The sequence below is a fragment of the Streptomyces atratus genome, from assembly GCF_014648655.1.
Lineage (GTDB): Bacteria > Actinomycetota > Actinomycetes > Streptomycetales > Streptomycetaceae > Streptomyces > Streptomyces atratus.
Window position 1 is genome coordinate 166,044 of record NZ_BMRN01000005.1, and the last position, 19,059, is coordinate 185,102.

The 19,059-nt window shown below is 70.8% G+C and carries 15 protein-coding genes and 2 pseudogenes; 6 read left to right on the forward strand and 11 right to left on the reverse strand.

Annotated features, from left to right (window positions below; all coding sequences use genetic code 11):
- Positions 1–22: 22 nt before the first annotated feature.
- Together mycP and IEZ15_RS10810 are read right to left on the reverse strand one after the other, a co-directional pair.
- A complete protein-coding gene (gene mycP / locus IEZ15_RS10805; RefSeq protein ID WP_189276144.1) occupies positions 23–1,222 on the reverse strand; it encodes a type VII secretion-associated serine protease mycosin in 1,200 nt (399 codons plus the stop codon).
- Positions 1,219–2,121, reverse strand: coding sequence for a hypothetical protein (locus IEZ15_RS10810; protein WP_189276440.1), 903 nt, complete (start codon positions 2,119–2,121; stop codon positions 1,219–1,221). Before IEZ15_RS10810 ends, mycP begins: the two co-directional genes overlap by 4 nt.
- A gap of 583 nt (positions 2,122–2,704) precedes the next feature.
- On the opposite strand from IEZ15_RS10810, the gene IEZ15_RS10815 reads away from it, so the two are divergent.
- Entirely contained in the window at positions 2,705–3,907 is a 1,203-nt protein-coding gene (locus IEZ15_RS10815; RefSeq protein WP_189276146.1) for an amino acid deaminase/aldolase, read from the forward strand.
- A 271-nt stretch (positions 3,908–4,178) separates the two neighbouring features.
- On the opposite strand, the pseudogene IEZ15_RS46715 reads toward IEZ15_RS10815, so the two are convergent.
- The 4 genes and pseudogenes from IEZ15_RS46715 to IEZ15_RS10835 form a co-directional block, all read right to left on the reverse strand.
- Positions 4,179–4,283 (reverse strand): annotated as a pseudogene (locus tag IEZ15_RS46715) (DUF2510 domain-containing protein); the annotation flags it as partial.
- Between the two features lie 62 nt (positions 4,284–4,345).
- Positions 4,346–5,137 carry a 3-oxoacyl-ACP reductase gene (locus IEZ15_RS10825; RefSeq protein ID WP_189276149.1) on the reverse strand — a complete coding sequence of 264 codons (792 nt, stop codon included), beginning with the start codon at positions 5,135–5,137 and terminating at the stop codon, positions 4,346–4,348.
- Positions 5,138–5,143: 6 nt separating this feature from the next.
- On the reverse strand, positions 5,144–6,523 hold the full coding sequence (locus IEZ15_RS10830) for an aldehyde dehydrogenase family protein (protein WP_229845828.1): 1,380 nt from the start codon (positions 6,521–6,523) through the stop codon (positions 5,144–5,146).
- Between the two features lie 8 nt (positions 6,524–6,531).
- Complete coding sequence (locus IEZ15_RS10835) at positions 6,532–7,899, reverse strand: glutamine synthetase family protein (RefSeq protein ID WP_189276152.1); 1,368 nt, start codon at positions 7,897–7,899, stop codon at positions 6,532–6,534.
- 67 nt (positions 7,900–7,966) lie between these two features.
- Here IEZ15_RS10835 and IEZ15_RS10840 point away from each other — a divergent pair, with 67 nt between their 5' ends.
- Positions 7,967–8,704 (forward strand): FadR/GntR family transcriptional regulator, encoded by a 738-nt coding sequence (locus IEZ15_RS10840; RefSeq protein ID WP_189276155.1) that lies wholly within the window; start codon positions 7,967–7,969, stop codon positions 8,702–8,704.
- A gap of 121 nt (positions 8,705–8,825) precedes the next feature.
- On the forward strand, positions 8,826–9,596 hold the full coding sequence (locus IEZ15_RS10845) for a gamma-glutamyl-gamma-aminobutyrate hydrolase family protein (protein WP_229845829.1): 771 nt from the start codon (positions 8,826–8,828) through the stop codon (positions 9,594–9,596).
- A gap of 85 nt (positions 9,597–9,681) precedes the next feature.
- Here the strand turns inward: IEZ15_RS10845 and IEZ15_RS10850 are convergent, their stop codons facing one another.
- The gene (locus IEZ15_RS10850; RefSeq protein WP_189276159.1) at positions 9,682–10,605 is read right to left on the reverse strand and encodes a LysR family transcriptional regulator; all 924 of its coding nucleotides are present in this window, start codon (positions 10,603–10,605) and stop codon (positions 9,682–9,684) included.
- A 70-nt stretch (positions 10,606–10,675) separates the two neighbouring features.
- Between IEZ15_RS10850 and IEZ15_RS10855 the strand changes: the two genes are divergently transcribed.
- A complete protein-coding gene (locus IEZ15_RS10855) occupies positions 10,676–11,827 on the forward strand; it encodes a TDT family transporter (RefSeq protein ID WP_189276161.1) in 1,152 nt (383 codons plus the stop codon).
- On the opposite strand, the gene IEZ15_RS10860 is transcribed toward IEZ15_RS10855, so the two are convergent.
- From IEZ15_RS10860 to IEZ15_RS10875, 4 genes and pseudogenes are all read right to left on the reverse strand, one after another.
- Positions 11,766–12,473 (reverse strand): helical backbone metal receptor, encoded by a 708-nt coding sequence (locus IEZ15_RS10860; protein ID WP_114243599.1) that lies wholly within the window; start codon positions 12,471–12,473, stop codon positions 11,766–11,768. The two genes, IEZ15_RS10855 and IEZ15_RS10860, sit on opposite strands and share 62 nt — an antisense overlap.
- Positions 12,474–12,488: 15 nt before the next feature.
- A pseudogene (locus IEZ15_RS10865) lies at positions 12,489–13,032 on the reverse strand (helix-turn-helix domain-containing protein).
- A gap of 162 nt (positions 13,033–13,194) precedes the next feature.
- The gene (locus IEZ15_RS10870) at positions 13,195–15,828 is read right to left on the reverse strand and encodes an ABC transporter permease/substrate binding protein (protein ID WP_189276163.1); all 2,634 of its coding nucleotides are present in this window, start codon (positions 15,826–15,828) and stop codon (positions 13,195–13,197) included.
- A complete protein-coding gene (locus IEZ15_RS10875) occupies positions 15,821–16,885 on the reverse strand; it encodes a quaternary amine ABC transporter ATP-binding protein (RefSeq protein ID WP_114243602.1) in 1,065 nt (354 codons plus the stop codon). The genes IEZ15_RS10870 and IEZ15_RS10875 overlap by 8 nt, the downstream gene beginning before the upstream one ends.
- Positions 16,886–17,219: 334 nt before the next feature.
- On the opposite strand from IEZ15_RS10875, the gene IEZ15_RS10880 reads away from it, so the two are divergent.
- Together IEZ15_RS10880 and IEZ15_RS10885 are read left to right on the forward strand one after the other, a co-directional pair.
- Entirely contained in the window at positions 17,220–18,128 is a 909-nt protein-coding gene (locus IEZ15_RS10880; RefSeq protein ID WP_189276444.1) for a 5'-3' exonuclease, read from the forward strand.
- Between the two features lie 46 nt (positions 18,129–18,174).
- Positions 18,175–19,017, forward strand: a complete 843-nt coding sequence (locus IEZ15_RS10885; RefSeq protein WP_189276167.1) for a siderophore-interacting protein — start codon at positions 18,175–18,177, stop codon at positions 19,015–19,017.
- The last annotated feature ends 42 nt before the right edge of the window (positions 19,018–19,059 follow it).

Here is a 19,059-nt window from a genome sequence, read left to right on the forward strand (position 1 = left end):
CCGAGCGTTGCCGGAGCTGCGTTCAGCGCCGTACGGTGGCCGGTCTGTTGCCCCTGCCTCGCCACAGCACCACGGCCAGCGCCAGCAGGACCGCTCCGAGGCCGCCCGCGGCAGGGGCGAGCCAGCCTGCGGGGCTGCTGTCATGGTGCTCGGGGGTGGGGCCGGGGCCGAAGTACCGCTTTCGGTATCCGGCCTCGGCGGAGTCGGCACGCAGGCCGGCGGGACGGAGCGTGGCTCCGGCCTTGATCGCCGCGGCGGGGTCGACGATGCCGTACCCGCGGGCGTCGTCACGGCCGGACGCCGGGGCACTGCGGGCCGTGTCCGCGAGCAGTTTCTTGATCTGGGCGGGCGTCAGTCCCGGATGTGCGGCGCGGACCAGCGCGACCGCGCCAGAGACGAACGCGGCGGCGGCGGAGGTACCCCACTCCACGTAGTACTGATGGTCGGGGGCGGCGACGACTATGTCGACTCCGGGGGCGCTGACGGTGGCGTACCAACGGCGGGTGGAGAACGCGGCATGTGTGCCGTACCGGTCGACGGCGGCGACCGCGATCACGCCGGGGTACGCGGCGGGGTACGAGATGTGGTCGCCCTTCTCGCCTCCGTTGCCCGACGAGGCGACGACGACGGCCCCCTTCTTCAGCGCGTACTGGATGGCGGCGTCCTCGCCCGATTCGGGGTGCGCCGACTCGCTGTCGTCGCCGAGCGAGAGGTTGATGACGTCTGCGCCGTGGTCGGCGGCCCAGCGGATGCCGTCGGCGAGGGCCGTACCGCGGGACTCCCGGGCCTTGGCACGGGCCGGGTCGGAGGCTTCGAGGATCACCCGGACCGGGAGGATCCTCGCCTCGGGCGCGATGCCCAGCACTCCGTCGCCGCGTCCTGCGCCATGGCCGTGACCTGCGATGATCCCAGCCATCGCGGTGCCGTGGCGGGCCCAGGACCGATCGCCGCGGCCGGCACCGAAGCCGATCATGTCCTTGCCGGGCAGCACCTGGCCCGCCAGGTCGGGGAGGCTGCCGTCGACCCCCGTGTCGACGACGGCGACGGTGATCCCCCTGCCCTTGGTGGTCCGCCATGCCTGATCGGTGTGGAGCGCCTGAAGGCCCCACTGCTGGTCCCGGATGGCATCGGCCCTGGCCGGCGCCGCGGGCAGGAGCGCGAACGCGGTGGCGGCGCAGACCGCACCCAGGGTGCGGCGATGGCGGCGGGTGCGGCAGCTCATTCCGGCTTCTCCGTGAGGTCGGTGATGGTCCGGCGCAGGCCGCGCTCGATCCGGTCGGCGATTCCCTTGGCCTCGTGGCCGAGCCCGGCCTGGGCGGCAGCCGTGGTGGCGTTCGCGGCCATCGCCTTGGCGACGGGTTGCGGATCGGTGACCGTACGCCCGTCGGCGAACCCGGAGACGGCGAACACGACGACGGGTACCTCGGTCAGTACATGGACGGTCCAGCTGGCGCGCTGCCGGTCGCCGAACCCGGCGGCGCCCGTGCCTTCGACCGGGTACGTACGGGGCATCAGGTCGGTGCGCCGGTCGAGGTGCTGGTCGGTGAAGCGGGTGCTCAGTGCTCTCATGGCCTCGGTGTCGCCCTCGGTGAAGATCATCCCGACCGTGGTGACACTGCTGCTGGTGGCGTCGGTGTAGGTGGCGCGTAGCATGCGCTCGCATCCGACCGGACCGAGTGTCCTGGCCAGCAGCGGGTCGAGGGCCGACGTACAGCCGCTGTCCGGGGCGACGCCGACCCGGGTCCAGACCCGGTCGGCACCGCCGGGCCCGGCTCCGTCGCCATGGAGCGTGCGCGGGAAGAGAGTGTCCACGGGGACGCTGTGCCAGGCCGAGCGGCCCACGGTGTAGGCGCTGTGGGCGACGGGGTCGGCCGAGGAGTCGCTGGTGAGCCAGGCGCCGGTGGCCGCGCCGCCGATCAGTCCGAGCCCGAGGACGACGCAGGCGGCGGCGGTCGCGGTCCTGACGGGGTGGCGGGTACGGATGGGGCGCAGCCGGGTGGTGGTCTCCACAGGTGTCTCGGGGAGCGCATGGCGGTACGGGTGCGGCTGCGGGTACGCGTGCGGGACATGCACCTGCCCGGGCGGTGGCGGGGTCGCCCCTGGACGCGGGGTGAGGTCCACGGCGCCGACGGGCCGCCGACGGGTCGCGGCGGGCGGCTGCTCGGGGCGGGGCGGGGTGGTGGCGGGCGCGGCGGGCACGGGCGCCGAGGGCACAGGCCGGAGCCGCGCCGTGGTCTCCACGGGCGGGACTGCTGAGGCGTGCGTCGGCTGAGGGGGCGCGACCGGCTTCGGGTCCGGCTCCTGCCGCTGAGGTACGGGCATCGATACCGGGGCGGCCGGTCCCACCGGCGCCGCTGGGCCGGGAATCGGCGCCTGCACTGCGGGCGGTGGTGTCCTCGGGCGCGGCGGAACGGGCACGCTCGCGGAGGTCGTGGAAGGGGCCTGTGCGGGGTGCGCGGGCGCCGGTGGTGAGGTCGTGGGGCGGGGCGGGACAGGAGCACGCTGCGCCTCGGTACTCATCCGCCCCCCTGGTCCTCTTCCGTACCGCGCGCGGATCGACGTCACAGGCAGGCCCGTTGGTTGCCGCGTGCCCGTCACTCTACGGGGTGGAACGGCCCCGGTGGGAGCAGGAAGCCCCGCCCCCGGACGATCTGCGCAGTTCATCCCCCTACCCAGCGGTACGGCCGTCTGGCAAGCTGCGGCCATGACTGCCCGCGCTGCTGACCGGACCCGTTACGACCGGGCCACCGCTCATCTGGACGCCCCGATCGCCGTCGTCGATCTCGATGCGTTCGATGCCAATGCCGACGACCTCGTCCGCCGGGCCGCCGGGAAGCCGATCCGGGTGGCGAGCAAGTCTGTGCGCTGCCGGTCCCTGCTGGAGCGGGTGCTCGCGCGGCCCGGGTTCGCCGGGATCATGTCGTTCACACTGGCCGAGTCGCTGTGGCTGGCGCGGGCCGGTTTCGACGACGTACTGCTGGCCTATCCGTCGGCCGACCGGTCCGCCTTCGCGGAGCTGGCCGCCGATCCGAAGCTGGCCGCCGCCGTGACGGTGATGGTGGACGATCACGCACAGCTGGAGCTGATCGACGCGGCACGGGCCGGTGGCCGCGAGGAGATCCGGGTCTGTCTGGAGCTGGACACCTCACTGCAGCTGCTCGGCGGACGGGTCAGGATCGGCGCCCTGCGCTCACCGCTGCGCTCCCCCGCCCAACTGGCCGAACTGGCACGCTCGGTGGCGCGCAGGCCCGGCTTCCGGCTGGTGGGTCTGATGGCGTACGAGGGTCATATCGCCGGGGTCGGGGATTCGGTCGCGGGACGGCCGCTGCGCTCCGGAGCGATCCGGCTGATGCAGGCCGCAGGCCGCAAGGAACTGGCCGCCCGGCGGGCCGAGGTCGTGCGGGCGGTACGGGCGGTGGCACCGGACCTGGAGTTCGTGAACGGCGGCGGCACCGGCAGTGTGCAGCACACCGCGGCGGAGCGCGCGGTGACCGAGATCGCGGCCGGATCGGGGCTCTACGTACCGCGGCTGTTCGACAACTACACGTCGTTCACAGCGCGTCCGGCGGCACTGTTCGCCCAGCCGGTGGTGCGCCGGCCGGGCGTGGGTGCGGTGACGGTCCTCGGTGGCGGCTATCCGGCGTCCGGGCCCGCAGGTGCGGACCGGCTGCCCGTCCCGTATCTGCCGGAGGGACTGCGCTACGACCCGCAGGAGGGGCCGGGCGAGGTGCAGACCCCGCTGCTCGGCGCCCCGGCGGACGATCTGCTGATCGGCGACAAGGTGTGGTTCCGGCACGCGAAGGCCGGTGAACTGTGCGAACGCTTCGACGAGTTGCAGCTGATCGAGGGTGACCGGGTGACGGCGACCGTGCCGACGTACCGCGGCGAGGGCCGTACGTTCCTGTGAGCTCAGGGAGCCACGGAGCTGCCCATGCCGCCGCTCGTACCGCTGTCGTCGATCGGCCGGATCGCCTCGGTGATGGTGTCCATGAGGGAGAGCGGCGGGCAGTATCGCCGTCGCCCCTGCCCAGCAGTACGGCTCCGGTGACGGCTGCGCCGACGACGGCCGGTCCGGCCACGGCGAGCGCGACGATCCGGGTGCCGCCACCGGTCGCCGCACTGCCACTGCCGTTCCCGTACGTGACCGGCTCGGGCGGCCCGAACTGCTGGGGCGCGGAGGCGATCGGGCGGGTATGCGCGGTCCATGCCGTACCGTCCCACCACCGCTCGGTACCCGGTGTCGCGGCGTCCGGATACCGGCCGGGCGGTGTCGCGTTGCTCATCCCACCACTCCGGAGTTCCGCCGCCGACGGGATCCCGACGAGCTCCTGTTGGCGGTGGAACTCTAGACCGGTGTGACGTACGCCCCGGAGATACCGCCGTCGACGAGGAAGTCGGTGGCGTTGACGAACGAGGAGTCGTCGCTCGCGAGGAAGGCGACGGCTGCCGCGATCTCCGTGGCGTCGGCGAACCGTCCGACCGGGATGTGCACGAGCCTGCGGGCCGCGCGTTCCGGGTCCTTGGCGAACAGCTCCTGGAGCAGCGGGGTGTTGACCGGTCCCGGGCACAGCGCGTTGACCCGGATGCCTTCGCGGGCGAACTGCACACCGAGTTCGCGGGACATGGCGAGGACGCCGCCCTTGGACGCGGTGTAGGAGATCTGGCTGGTGGCCGCTCCCAGGATCGCGACGAAGGACGCGGTGTTGATGATCGAGCCGCGGCGCTGGCGGCGCATGTAGGGCAGGGCGGCCTTGCAGCAGAGGTAGACGGAGGTGAGGTTGACGTCCTGGACGCGCTTCCATGCCTCCAGTCCCGTAGTGAGGATGGAGTCGTCGTCGGGCGGGGAGATGCCCGCGTTGTTGAAGGCGATGTCGACGGAGCCGTAGGTGTCGAACGCGGTCTTGAAGAGCGCCTCGACCTGTTCGGGGTCGGTGACGTCGACGCGCACGAACGTGCCGCCGACCTCCTCGGCCGCGGCGTTGCCCGCGTTCTCGTCGATGTCGCCGCAGACGACACGGGCGCCCTCCGACGCCAGCCGGCGTGCGGTGGCCAGGCCGATGCCGCTGGCGGCTCCGGTGATGACGGCGGTGCGGCCGACCAGGCGGCGGCAGATGTTCTCGCTGTCGGTGGTGGTCATGCTGGCTCAGGCCTCCGTGCTGATGAAGACGTTCTTGGTTTCGGTGAATGCGGCAAGCGCGTCGGGGCCTAGTTCGCGGCCGAGTCCGGACTGTTCGTAGCCGCCGAACGGGGTCCAGTAGCGGACGCTGGAGTGGGAGTTGACGGAGAGGTTCCCGGCCCGGACCGACTGCGAGACGCGCAGTGCGCGGCCCACGTCGCGGGTCCAGATCGACCCGGCGAGGCCGTACTGCGTCGCGTTGGCGAGCCGGACGGCGTCGGCCTCGTCCTCGAAGGGAAGAACGACGGCGACCGGACCGAACACCTCTTCGGTGGCGACGGGTGAGTCCGGGCGGGCGTCGGTGAGGACGGTCGGTGGGAACCAGAACCCGGGCCCTTCGGGTGCTTTGCCTCTGAGGGCGGTCGCGTCCTCGGGGACGTAACTCCGCACCCGTTCCAGTTGCGCCCGGGAGATCAACGGGCCCATCCGGGTGTTCTCGTCCAACGGGTCTCCCACCACGACCGATTCGATTGCGGGGGCGAGCAGTTCCAGGAAGCGGTCGTACGCGGATCGCTGGACCAGGATGCGGGTGCGGGCGCAGCAGTCCTGGCCGGCGTTGTCCAGGAACGCCATGGGTGCGGCGGCTGCGGCGGCCTCGATGTCGGCGTCGGCGAAGACGATGTTGGGGCTCTTGCCGCCGAGTTCGAGGGTGAGCCGCTTCACACGGTCGGCGCACTTGGCCATGATCTGCTTGCCGACCCGGGTGGAGCCGGTGAAGACGATCTTGGCGACGCCAGGGTGCTCGACCAGGGCGTTTCCGGTCACATCGCCCGCGCCCGGCAGCACCTGGAGGAGGTGGTCGGGAAGCCCTGCGTCCAGGGCGAGCCGGGCCAGCCGCAGGGCGGTGAGGGGGGTCGTCTCGGCGGGCTTGAGGAGTACGGCGTTGCCGGCGGCGAGGGCGGGGGCGAGGCCCCAGGCGGCGATCGGCATGGGGAAGTTCCACGGTGCGATCACGCCGATGACGCCGAGGGGTTCGAGGAGGGTGATGTCGAGTCCGCCGGGGACCGGGATCTGCCGGCCGGCGAGTCGTTCCACTCCCCCGGCGGCGTAGTCGAGCAGATCGCGGACGTTGGCCGCTTCCCAGCGGGCGTTGCCGAGGGTGTGGCCGGCCTCCTGGACCTCCAGGCGGGCCAGCTGTTCGGCTTCGCCGTCGACGGCGGTGGCGAAGCGGCGCAGCAGCCTGGCGCGGTCGGCGGGGGCGAGGGCGGCCCAGGTTCGCTGGGCGGCTGCGGCCCGGACGACCGCCGCGTCGACCTCGGCGGCGGTGGTGGACGGGACGGTGGCGAGGAGTTCTTCGGTCGCCGGGTTGAGTACGTGGTGTTCCACCGGGTGGTCGGGCGTGGTCACGGGGTGCCTCACAGGCGTTCGAAGGAGCGGCGGAGCTCCCAGTCGGTCACTGCGGCGTCGAAGGCTTCGAGTTCGACGCGGGCCATGTTGCGGTAGTGCGCGACGACGTCGTCACCGAAGGCCGCCCTGGCGATCTCGCTCCTCTCCCAGAGTTCGGCGGCTTCGCGCAGTGTGGTGGGGACGTGGTCGTAGTCGGCGGCGTAGGCGTTGCTTCCGCAGGGCTGGGGGAGTTCGAGGCCCTTCTCGATGCCGTGGATGCCCGCCGCGACCAGTCCGGCGACGGCGAGGTACGGGTTGACGTCACCGCCGGGCAGCCGGTTCTCGAAGCGCATCGAGCGGCCGTGGCCGACGACGCGGAGCGAGCAGGTGCGGTTGTCGTGGCCCCAGGCGACGGCGGTCGGCGCGAAGGAGCCCGGCTGGAAGCGTTTGTAGGAGTTGATGTTCGGTGCGTAGAGGAGGGAGAAGTCGCGCAGGGCGGCCAGCTGCCCGGCGAGGAAGTGCCGCATCACCGGGGACATGCCGCCGCCCTCGCCCGCCATGACGCTGCGCCCGGCCTCGTCGGCGGACCGGAGCGAGAGATGGATGTGGCAGGAGTTGCCCTCGCGCTCGTTGAACTTGGCCATGAAGGTGAGTGCGACGCCCTCCTGGGCGGCGATCTCCTTGGCGCCGGTCTTGTAGACGGCGTGCTGGTCGCAGGTGACCAGGGCCTCGTCGTAACGGAACACGATCTCGTGCTGGCCGGGGTTGCACTCGCCCTTGGCGGACTCGACGGTGAGACCCGCGGCCGCCATTTCGTTGCGGATACGGCGCAGCAGCGGCTCGACGCGGCCGGTGCCGAGTACGGAGTAGTCGACGTTGTACTGGTTGGCCGGGGTCAGATCGCGGTAGTTGCGGTCCCAGGCCTGCTCGTAGGTGTCCTTGAAGACGATGAATTCGAGCTCGGTGCCGACATGGGCCGTGTAGCCGTGCTCGGCCAGCCTTTCCAGCTGGCGGCTCAGGATCCGGCGGGGTGCGGCGGCGACGGGCGATCCGTCCTCCTGGGTGAGGTCGGCCATGACCATGGCCGTGCCCTCGTTCCAGGGCACCAGGCGCAGGGTGGAGAGGTCGGCGTGCATGGCGAAGTCGCCGTAGCCGCGGTCCCAGGAGGACATCTCGAATCCGTCGACGGTGTTCATGTCGGTGTCGACGGCGAGCAGATAGTTGCATCCCTCGGAGCCGTGCTCCACGACCTCGTCGAGGAAGAAGCGGGCGGCGAACCGTTTGCCCTGCAGCCGTCCCTGCATGTCGGGGAAGGCGAGCACGACGGTGTCGATCTCACCGCTTCTGACGAGGACGCGCAGTTCCTCGATCCCCAGCGGTGGTGTTCGGTCTGCCACGGGATACTCCTCCTTCGGCCAGCCGGAAGGCTTAAGGTATGCGAGAGAACCATTAATTGTGAAGGGAATGCGGGACGTGGCCGAGGAAAGCGAGTTCACCGACCGCCTGATGCCCGTACTGCGGCCCGTCCGGGCGGGGAACGGCTTCGAGGAGGCGCTGGAGCAGATCCTCCAGGTGGTCAGGCTCGGGCTGGTGCCCGGCGGCGGGCGGCTGCCGGCCGAGCGCGAGCTGGCCGAGCTCCTGGGGATCAGCCGGGTCACGCTGCGCGAGGTGCTGAAGGTCCTGCAGGACCAGGGCCTGGTGGAGAGCAGGCGCGGGCGGTACGGCGGCACGTTCGTGCTGCCCCGCACCGACAGTCCCGGCGAGGACGAGCTGCGCCGGAGGGTGGAGTCGGTCGACATCGAGGACGTGCTGCGCTTCCGCGAGGTACTGGAGGCCGGGGCGGCCGGGCTGTGCGCCGTGCAGGGGCTGACGGACGAGGGGGCGGACCGGCTGCGGACGGCTCTGGCGGCGACTCACGAAGCACCTCTGCCCGACTACCGCAGGCGCGACACCCTGTTCCACCTGACCCTGGCGGAACTCTCGGGCTCCGCATCCCTGACGGCGCAGTACGCGGCCGTCCGGGCCACCGTGAACGATCTGCTGGACTGCATACCGCTGCTCGTGCGGAACCTGGAGCATTCGCAGCATCAGCACACAAGTCTCGTCGAGGCGGTTCTCGACGGGGACGCGGAGGCCGCGCGTGCGGTGATGCGCGAGCACTGTGCGGGTACGGCCGCGTTGCTGCGCGGATTCCTGGCCTGAAAGAGGTGCTACCGGTTCCGCTTCGGTGACAGCCTCCGGAAACGCAAAGGTATCCTCTGCCACCATTGAAACCATGGAACCGAGCCCGCCCGCACAGGCGGCCGACCGGAGGGACCGCCCCGTGTCCGAACCTCTCATCGGCGTCTCCACCTATCTGGAGCCCGCGGCCCGCTGGGGCGTCTGGGAGCTGCCCGCCACCCTCCTCCCGGCCGCCTACCCGCGGATGGTCCAGCAGTCCGGCGGCCTGGCCGCCCTGCTCCCGCCGGACGCCCCCGCCCGGGCCGGGGCCGCGGTGGCCCGGCTGGACGGCCTCGTCATCGCGGGCGGCGCCGATGTGGAACCCGGGCTGTACGGCGCGGAGCGCGACTTCAGGACCGGTCCCCCCGCACATGAGCGCGACGCCTGGGAGCTGGCCCTGATCAGGGCCGCGCTGGAGTCCGGTACGCCGCTCCTCGGCGTCTGCCGCGGTATGCAGCTGCTCAATGTGGCGCTCGGCGGCACCCTGACCCAGCACCTCGACGGGCACACCGGCCCGCTGGGCGCGACCGGAGTCCTCGGCGCACACCCGGTGAAGACCGTACCGGGAACGCTCTGCGCATCGATCGCGCCGGGGGAGTCAGCCGTCCCCACCTACCACCACCAGTGCGTGCAACGGCTCGCACCGGGACTCGTGGCTTCGGCGCACGCGGCGGACGGCACGGTCGAGGCGATCGAACTGCCCAGGCCGCAGTGGGTGCTCGGCGTGCAGTGGCATCCGGAGATGGGCGACGACCCACGGCTGATGCAGGCACTGGTGGCGGCAGCGACGGCCCGGCCGATCCCGGCCCGTACGCCGTCCGAGGACCTCGCGCCGCCGCGGACCACGGGGGCCCGCGAGCGCTTGCGGCCCTAGCGGGTGCCGGCGGCCTCGGGAGCCGCGGCCCCGAAAGAGGCGTCAGCAGGACGAACCGGCGCGCGGGCGTACACGAGATTCCCCGCTACGTGTCCCGTCCCGTCAGCGACAGCAGATCGCGCGCCGGACCCGTCGGACGGTGGCCCGAGGGCCATACCGCGCGCAGCTGGCGCCTCAGCCGCACCCCGGCGATCGGTATCTTGACCAGGCGCCTGGAGGACAGCTCCTCGCCCAGCGCCAGTTCGCTCAGCACGCACGGTCCCGCCCCGCTCTCCGCCGCCGCCTTCACCGCGGTCGTCGAGGAGAGTTCGAGCAGTGGCTGGGCGAGGCCGCCGTGCACGGCGAGGGCCGCGTCCAGTACCTGGCGGGTGCCGGAGCCGTACTCGCGCAGGATCAGCGGGGTCGCGGCCAGTTCCTGCGGGGTCAGGGGCGTACGGCGGCGGGCCCACACATGGGACGGGGCGACCACGACAACCAGGCGGTCATGGGCGATGACTGTGCCGTCGAGCCCTTCCGGCACGGACAGGCCCTCCACGAATCCGAGGTCGGCCTCGCCGACGAGCAGCCGCCCCGCGACCGCCGCCGAGTTTCCGGCGAGCAGCGAGACCGCGGTGTCCGGCCGTTCGGCACGCAGCGCTATCAGCCAGCCCGGCAGCAGGTATTCGGCGATGGTCATGGAAGCGGCCACCCGCAGTCGGGAGTCCCGCCGGTCGCGCAGCGCCTGCGCGCCCGCGTCGAACGCCTCGGCCGCCTCGACGATCCTGCGCGCCCAGTCGGTGACCAGCGCGCCCGCGTCGGTGAGCCGGGAGCCGCGCGGCGAGCGGTCCAGCAGGGCCAGGCCGAGCTGCCGTTCCATCGACCGGATGCGACTGCTGGCCGCGGGCTGGCTGACGCCGACGTCCTGTGCCGCGCGCCCCAGACTGCCGTGCCGGGCGACGGCGAGCAGCAGCTCCAGCGCACCGAGGTCGGGGACCCGGTGGGAGAGGGGAACATGTTCTTCACCGGTCATAAAGCCACCTTATGACCTCATAGACATGGAGTCCCTGGTGGGGACCAGCCCGCGCCACGAAAATCGTGGCATGTCCATCTTTCCGCAGACGCAGCAGTCCCCAGCCCCGTATTCGGCCGCCCTCCGGCTGCCCCATCTGCGGCACATCGGCCCCAACTGGTACGCCACCGTCATGGGCACCGCGATCGTCGCGAGCGCGGGTGTCGCGCTGCCCGTGCACGTCCCGGGACTGCGGGGGGCCTGCACGGTGGTGTGGGCGCTCGCGACGGTCATGCTCGCCGCGGTTCTCACAGCCCGTACCGGGCACTGGATCGCCCATCGCGACCAGGCCCGCACCCACCTGATGGACCCCGCCGTCGCACCGTTCTACGGCTGTCTCTCGATGGCACTGCTGGCGGTCGGGGGCTCGTCGATGGTGGTCGGCCGGGACGTCATCGGGCACCAGGCGGCCCTGGCCCTGGATGTCGTGCTGTACACGGCCGGCACGCTGATCGGGCTGGCCGCCGCAGTCGCGATTCCGTATCTGATGGTCGTGCGTCACCGGGTGGAGCCAGGCACCGCGTCGCCGGTGTGGCTGCTGCCGGTGGTGGCCCCGATGGTCTCCGCGGCGCTCGGTCCGCTGCTGGTGCCGGAGCTGCCCGCCGGTCAGTGGCAGGAGGCGATGCTGCTGGCCTGCTACGCGATGTTCGGTCTGAGTCTGCTGGCCACGTTGGTGATGCTGCCGCTGATCTTCGCCCGGCTCGTCCACCGGGGCCCGCTGCCGCTCGCGCTGACGCCCACGCTGTTCCTTGTCCTCGGCCCGCTGGGCCAGTCGACGACCGCGGTCAATCAGCTCGCCGATGTGGCGCCGGGCGCGATCGGGGAGCCGTATGCCTCGGGGTTCGAGGCTTTCGCCGTGCTGTACGGGGTGCCGGTGATGGGCTTCGCGCTGATGTGGCTGGCTCTGGCCCTCGCGCTGGTGGTGCGCGCCGTGCGGAACGGAATGACCTTCAGCATGACGTGGTGGGGCTTCACCTTCCCGGTCGGTACGTGTGTCACGGGCGCCGCGGGTCTGGCCCGGCACACCGGTCTCACGGCGTACACCTGGCTGGCCGTCGCGCTGTACGTACTGCTGGTGACGGCATGGGCGGTGGCCGGGGTGCGGACGCTGCGCGGGCTGCTCAGCGGAGTGCTGCTCGCAGCGCCGCAGGCGCCTGCGCCAGTGACGGCCCGTACCACGTGAGGAACCGCCCGTCGACGAGTGCGGCGGGCAGTGCGGGGAACGCTTCGGGCCCGTCGTCCGCGGTGAAACGGTACGGCTCGTCGGGCAGCACGACCAGGTCGGCGCCTGCCGTGTTGAGCGCGTCGAGCGGGATGCGGGGATAGCGCTCGGCGTGGTCCGCGTAGACGTTCTCGACGCCCAGCCTGGCCAGCAGATCTCCGGCGAAGGTGTCGCGGCCCAGCACCATCCAGGGCCTGCGCCAGACGGGCACGACCGCACGGCGCGGGGCGCGGGGCGGCGGGAGCGCGGCCCAGGCGGCCTCGGCCTCGTCCAGCCAGCGTGGCCTGGCCTGTCCGCAGGCGGTGACCAGGACCCGTTCCAGTTCCTCGAAGGCCTGGTCGAGGGTCCGGACATCGGTGACGAGCACCTCGATCCCGGCGGCCCTGAGGGCCGCGAGGTCGGGTTCGCGGTTCTCCTCCTGGTTGGCGACGACGAGATCGGGCCGGAGCGCGACGACCGCGGCCACGTCGGGATTCTTGGTGCCGCCGATCCGGGCGGCGGTCAGACCGGCCGGGTGGGTGCACCAGTCGGTGACGCCGACCAGCAGGCCGGGGGCGGTGACGGCGACGGCCTCGGTGAGCGAGGGGACCAGGGAGACGACTCGCACGGTGGGGAACCCCTCTCAGCGACGCGGGTCGAAGGTGGCGTCGATGTGCTCGGCGACCGCGACGACCAGCAGCCGCGTACCGGGCATCGTGGCCCGCCAGCGGTGCCGCACTCCGCCGGACAGAAAAAGTGTGTCGCCCTGCTCCAGCCGGTGCGCCTGCCCCTCGGCCTCCACCTCCGCGGCGCCCCGCACCACGTACATCACTTCGTCGTTGCGGTGCTGGAACTCGCGCCCGAGGTCGAGTTCACCGGTGAACTCCAGGGCGCTGAGCTGATGGCGTCCGCGCACCACCCTGCGTACCCCGTCTCCCTCGCCCGCCCGTACGACATCGACGGCGCGCGCCGAGTCCGCGGCGGCGCGCAGCCGCGCCGTGGTGGTCTCCAGGGCTTCGGCGACCCGGTCCAGGGACCGGGCGCTGGGCCGGGCCCGCTCGTTCTCGATCTGGCTGAGGAACGGCACGGACAGACCACTGCGGGTCGCGACCGCGGCCAGTGTGAGCCCCGGATCTGCGCCGTCGGCGGACCGCGGCTCCCACGCGGAGTGCTTCCTTGTCGTCCATGTCCGGCTCCCTCCCGACTCGTCATCCTTCCGGCTGCCAGCACATTACGCATACGGTTACGCAAGGTCGGCCGGTTGATGAGCGTCTTCCGGACAGCAGGAAGGGGCGGGCCCGCCGACGGCGGCGCCCACCCCTTCCCCTGCACGGGCCCTGAAAAGAGCCCTACTGCGGAGCCATCTTGTCCGCGATGCCCGGGTTCTTCTCCATCCAGGCCTTCACGGCCTCTTCCTCATGGCCGGTACCGTGCTTCTGGATCTGGTTCTCCAGGCCGGCGAGCTGGTCCTCGCTCAGCTTGAAGTTCTTGAACCACTTCGTCAGCTGCGGGTACTGCTTCGGGAAGTCCTTGCTGGCGATGGTGTGCAGCCGGTCGCCGTTGCCGAAGGCCTTCTCGGGGTCCTTCAGCTTGGTCATGCCGAACTCGTTGTACGCCCAGTGCGGCGTCCAGAGCAGCACCGCGATGGGTTCCTTCTTGGCGTACGCACGCTTCAGCTCGGCAAGCATGCCGGGCGTCGAGGAGTCGACGACCTCGTACTCCTTGTCCAGGCCATATGCCGGCAGCACGTTCTTCTTGAGGTTCTCCATCGTGGCGGTGCCCGGCTCGATGCCGACGATCCGGCCCTTGAACTGCGAGGACTTGCCCTTGAGGTCGGCGAGGGACTTGACGTCCTTCACGTACGAGGGCACCGCGACCTCGATCGATGTCGGGCCGTACCACGAACCGATGTCGGTCAGCCGGGAGCCGTACTTGTTCCAGTAGTTCTTCTGGGTGTACGGCAGCCAGCCGTCGAACTGCACATCGATCTGGCCGCGGGACATCGCGGTGTACATCGGACCGACCTCGAACTGCTTGAGGTTGATCTTGTAGCCGCGCTCCTCCAGGACCGCCTTCCACAGGTACGTGGCGGCGATGTCCTCCTCCCAGGGGAACCAGGCCATCTCGACGGCGCGGTCGCGCTCGTCCTTGCCGCCCGCGTCCTTGGACGTCTTGGCCCCGGCGACGGGGGTCCACTTCTCGGCGACGCCCGGGTTGGCCTTCAGCCAGGTGCGGACGGCCTCCTGCTCGTTGCCGGAGCCGGCCTTCTGGATCTCCGCCTCGAGGCCGGTGAGCTGGTCCTCGCTCATCCTGAAGTTCTTGAGCCAGGTGCCGACCTCGGGATTGTCGGCGGAGAAGCCCTTGCGGGCCAGGGTGTGAATGCCGTCGCCCTTGCCCCAGAGGTTCTTGGGGTCCTCGAGCTTGGTCAGGTCGAACTGGTTGTACGCCCAGTGCGGCGACCAGAGCGGGACGACGATCGGTTCCTTCTTGGCGTACGCACGCTTCAGCTCGGCCAGCATCGACGGCGTGGAGCCGTCGACGACCTCGTACTCCTTGTCCAGGCCGTAGCCCGGCAGGATCTTGTCCTTGAGCAGGCCCATCTCACCGGCGCTCGGCTCGATGCCGACGATCCGGCCCTTGAACTGCGAGGACTTGCCCTTGAGGTCGGCGAGGGACTTGACGTCCTTCATGTACGAGGGGACGGCCAGCTCCAGCGAGGTGGGGCCGTACCAGGAGCCCATGTCCTCCAGGCGGTCCTGGTACTTCTTCCAGTAGCTGGCATGGGTGACCGGCAGCCATGAGTCGGTCTCGAAGTCGATCTGGCCGTTGGCCATACCGGTGTAGAGCGCACCGGCCTCGTACTGCTCGGCGTCGACCTGGAAGCCTTGACGCTCCAGCAGCTCCTTCCACAGGAAGGTGGAGGCGATGCCCTCGTCCCACGGGATGTAGCCCATGCTGATCTTCTTGCCCGCACCGATTTTCGAGCCGCCTGCAGCGGTGGCCTTGTCCGAGTCGGACGAGCCGAAGAGGCCCATGCCGCCCGCGACGAGTGCGAGGACGACGATGCCGACGACCGCGACGACGGGCTGCGGGCGGTGGTTCCAGACCTTCAGTCCGCCGGCCATCGACTGCGCCCTGGCGAGGGCGCGGCGGGCGAGCGGGGAGACCTCGCGGCCGAGCGCACTGGTCATCCGGTCCAGGTACATCGCCACGATGACGATGGAGATACCGGCCTCGAAGCCGAGGCCCACGTCGACGTTGCCGATGGCGCGGTAGACGGCGCCGCCGAGGCCGCCGCCGCCGACCATGCCGGCGATGACCACCATGGACAGGCCCAGCATGATGACCTGGTTGATGCCCGCCATGATCGTGGGCAGGGCGAGCGGCAACTGCACCCGCAGCAAGGTGTTGCGCCGGGTGGTGCCGAATGCTTCGGCCGCCTCGACGAGTTCGCCGTCGACCTGGCGGATGCCGAGCTCGGTCATCCGGACGCCCGGGGGCAGCGAGAAGATGATGGTGGCGATGATGCCGGGGACCACGCCGACGCCGAAGAAAATGACGCCAGGGATCAGATAGACCATGGCGGGCATGGTCTGCATGAAGTCCAGGACGGGCCGGGTCACCGCGCTGACGGTCTTGGAGCGGGACGCCCAGATGCCCAGCGGTACGGCCAGCACCAGCGCGATGATGGTGGCGACGAGCACCAGGGTGAGGGTGTCCATCGCTTCGTCCCACAGCTCGACGGAGTCGATGACGGCGAAGCCGACGAAGGCGAGCACACCTGCGAGCAGACCGCGCAGCCACCAGGCGACGACGGCGACGATGCCCGCGAAGAGCAGCGGTGCGGGGGCGGAGAGCACGGCGGCTATGCCGTCGAACATGCCGTTGACGATCGAGCTGATCGCGTCGAACAGCCAGGACAGGTGGGTCTGCAGCCAGTCGACCGCGGAGTCGACCCAGTCACCGAGAGGAAGCCTAAACATTGGCCACCTTCTTCGCGGTGGTCGCAACGTCCTGCGGGACCTCGACGGGGCTCATCGGCTCACCGAGGACGGCGAGCAGCCGGGCGCGCGGTACGACACCGACGAGCTTGCCCTCGGCATCGGTCACGGCGACCGCGACTCCGCTCTGCGAGCAGGGCGTGAAGAGCTCGATGATCGGCGTGGACTCGGTGACGGTGGCCGGGGCGGCCCGCAGGACGTCGTCTGCGGTACGCAGTTCCTCGCCGTCGTCCGTACTGGTGCCCATGACGGTGTGCGGTTCGGCCATGATGGCGCCCGCGGTCAGCACCCGGGTGCGGTCGACGTCCTGGGTGAAGGAGGCGACGTAGTCGTTGGCCGGGGTGACGAGGATGTCCTCGGCGGTGCCGAGCTGGACGATCTTCCCGTCGCGCATCACGGCGATACGGTCGCCGAGGCGCATGGCCTCGTTGAGGTCGTGGGTGATGAAGACGATGGTCTTCTTCAGGCGCTTCTGCAGTTCGAGCAGCTGGTCCTGCATGTCGCGGCGGATCAGCGGGTCGAGCGCGCTGAAGGACTCGTCCATCAGCAGCAGGTCGGCGTCGGTGGCCAGGGCGCGGGCCAGGCCGACACGCTGCTGCATACCGCCGGACAGCTCGTCGGGCCAGGACTTCTCCCAGCCGGCGAGGCCGGTCAGCTCCAGCGCCTCGGTGGCACGCTTCTCGCGCTCGGCGCGCGGCACACCCTGCACTTCGAGGCCGTACGCGGCGTTCTCCAGCACGCTCCGGTGAGGGAAGAGCGCGAAGTGCTGGAACACCATGCTGATCTTGGAGGACCGGACATGGCGCAGTTCTGCGGGGCTCAGGGCGGTCAGGTCCTGGCCGTCGAACAGCACGCGTCCGGCTGTGGGCTCCAGAAGTCCGTTGAGCATGCGCAGCAACGTGGACTTTCCGGACCCGGACAGACCCATCACGACGAAGATCTGTCCCGGTTCGACGGTGAACGAGGCGTCGATCACCGCTGCGGTCGTTCCGTCGGCGCGCAGCTCGTCGCGGTCGGCGCCGCTTTCGAGCTTCTGCACGGCTTGATCGGGTCGTCTGCCGAACACTTTGTACAAGTGCTCAGCTTGCAGCCTTGACACATACACCTCGCGGGTTGAACCGAAAAACGGTCTGCCACCCCCTCCGGCAGACCGTGGAGCAGCGCGGATTCGGTCCGCATGGCACGTGCACTGGTTGAAACTGCTACGTGATCCGCTCCGGCTGCGCGCCTGCCCTCACTTACACGAGCCAAACACAAGAGTGACCCAGGTCACCGATGAGCGGCCGTCGCCGGGGGCCCGCCCCCTTGCCCCGATGTCCGCGACGGCCGGTGTCAGTGGGGTGCGGCATCATCGGGGTGTGACGCGACGCCTGATGCTCCTCGACACCGCTTCCCTCTACTACCGCGCCTACTTCGGGGTTCCCGATTCGGTGCGCGCCCCGGACGGGACCCCGGTCAACGCCGTGCGCGGGCTGCTCGACTTCATCGGGCGCCTGGTGCAGGACCACCGGCCGGACGACCTGGTCGCCTGCATGGACGCGGACTGGCGGCCGCACTGGCGGGTGGAGCTGATCCCTACGTACAAGGCGCACCGCGTCGCGGTGGAGACCGCCGAGGGGCTGCCCGACGAGGAGGAGACCCCCGACACACTGGCCCCGCAGGTGCCGGTCATCGAGGAGGTCCTGGATGCGCTCGGCATCGCCCGGGTCGGCGTCGCGGACTACGAGGCGGACGATGTGATCGGCACGCTCACCGGTCTGGCCACCGGCCCCGTGGACATCGTCACCGGCGACCGGGATCTCTATCAGCTGGTTGACGACGCCCGCGGGGTGCGGGTGCTCTATCCCCTGAAGGGGGTCGGCTCGCTCCAGCTGACGGACGAGGCGTGGCTGCGGGAGAAGTACGGGGTGGACGGCTCCGGCTATGTCGATCTGGCCCTGCTGCGCGGCGACCCGAGCGACGGGCTGCCGGGCGTTCCCGGTATCGGCGAGAAGACGGCGGCGAAACTGCTGGACGCCTTCGGCGATCTGGCCGGGATCATGGCCGCGGTGGACGATCCGGCCGCCAAGCTGACGCCCTCGCAGCGCAAGCGCCTCGACGAGGCCCGGGACTATGTGACCGTCGCACCGAAGGTGGTCCGCGTCGCCCGTGACGTACCCCTGCCCGAGTTCGATCCCGCACTTCCCACCGAGCCACGCGATCCCGTCGCCCTCGAAGCCCTCGCGAAGCAGTGGGGGCTGGGCGGTGCCCTGCAACGCGTGCTCTCCACACTGCGCGACTGAGATGCTAGCTTAGGTAAGCCTAAGCACTCGGAGCAGGGAGAATCTCGTGGCAGAGCGACCGGCACGGCAGGCACCCAAGGCGCAGGGGGCCCACGTTGTGCGCACCGAGCAGATCACCCCTCACATGGTGCGCGTGGTGCTCGGCGGTGACGGCCTCGCCGGCTTCGGACTCTCCGGGTTCACCGACCACTACATCAAGCTCTGCTTCGCCCCCGAGGGTGCGGGCTACGCACACCCGTTCGACATGGCCAGTATCCGTGAGGAGCAGCCGCGGGAGCTGTGGCCCACCACCCGCACCTACACGGTGCGCTCCTGGGATCCGGTCACCCGTGAGCTGGCCATCGACTTCGTGGTCCACGGCGACGAGGGCCTCGCCGGACCCTGGGCGATGCGGGCGGTCGCGGGTGACCAGGTGACCTTCCTCGGCCCCGGCGGGGGCTACGGCCCAAACGCCTCGGCGGACTGGCACCTCCTGGCCGGCGACGAGAGCGCTCTGCCGGCCATCGCCGCCGCCCTGGAGCAGATGCCGGCGGGTGCGGTGGTGCATGCGTTCGTCGAGGTGGCGGACGCCTCGGAGGAGCAGAAGATCGTGACGCCCGACGGGGTCGAGGTGACCTGGCTGCACCGCGGTGAGCGCCCGGTCGGCGAGGCGCTGACAGCCGCGGTCAAGGAGCTGGAGTTCCCGGCGGGCGAGGTCCAGGCATTCATCCACGGCGAGGCGGGCTTCGTGAAGGAGATCCGCCGCCATCTGCGCCTGGACCGCGAGATCCCGCTCTCCCAACTGTCCATCTCCGGCTACTGGCGGCTCGGCCAGAACGACGACGCCTGGCGCTCGGTCAAGCGCGAGTGGAACGCACAGGTGGAGCGCGAGCAGGAGAGCGCGGCGTAACACCGGCTCACTCGTGTACGCCCCGGTCCCCGACCGGGGCGT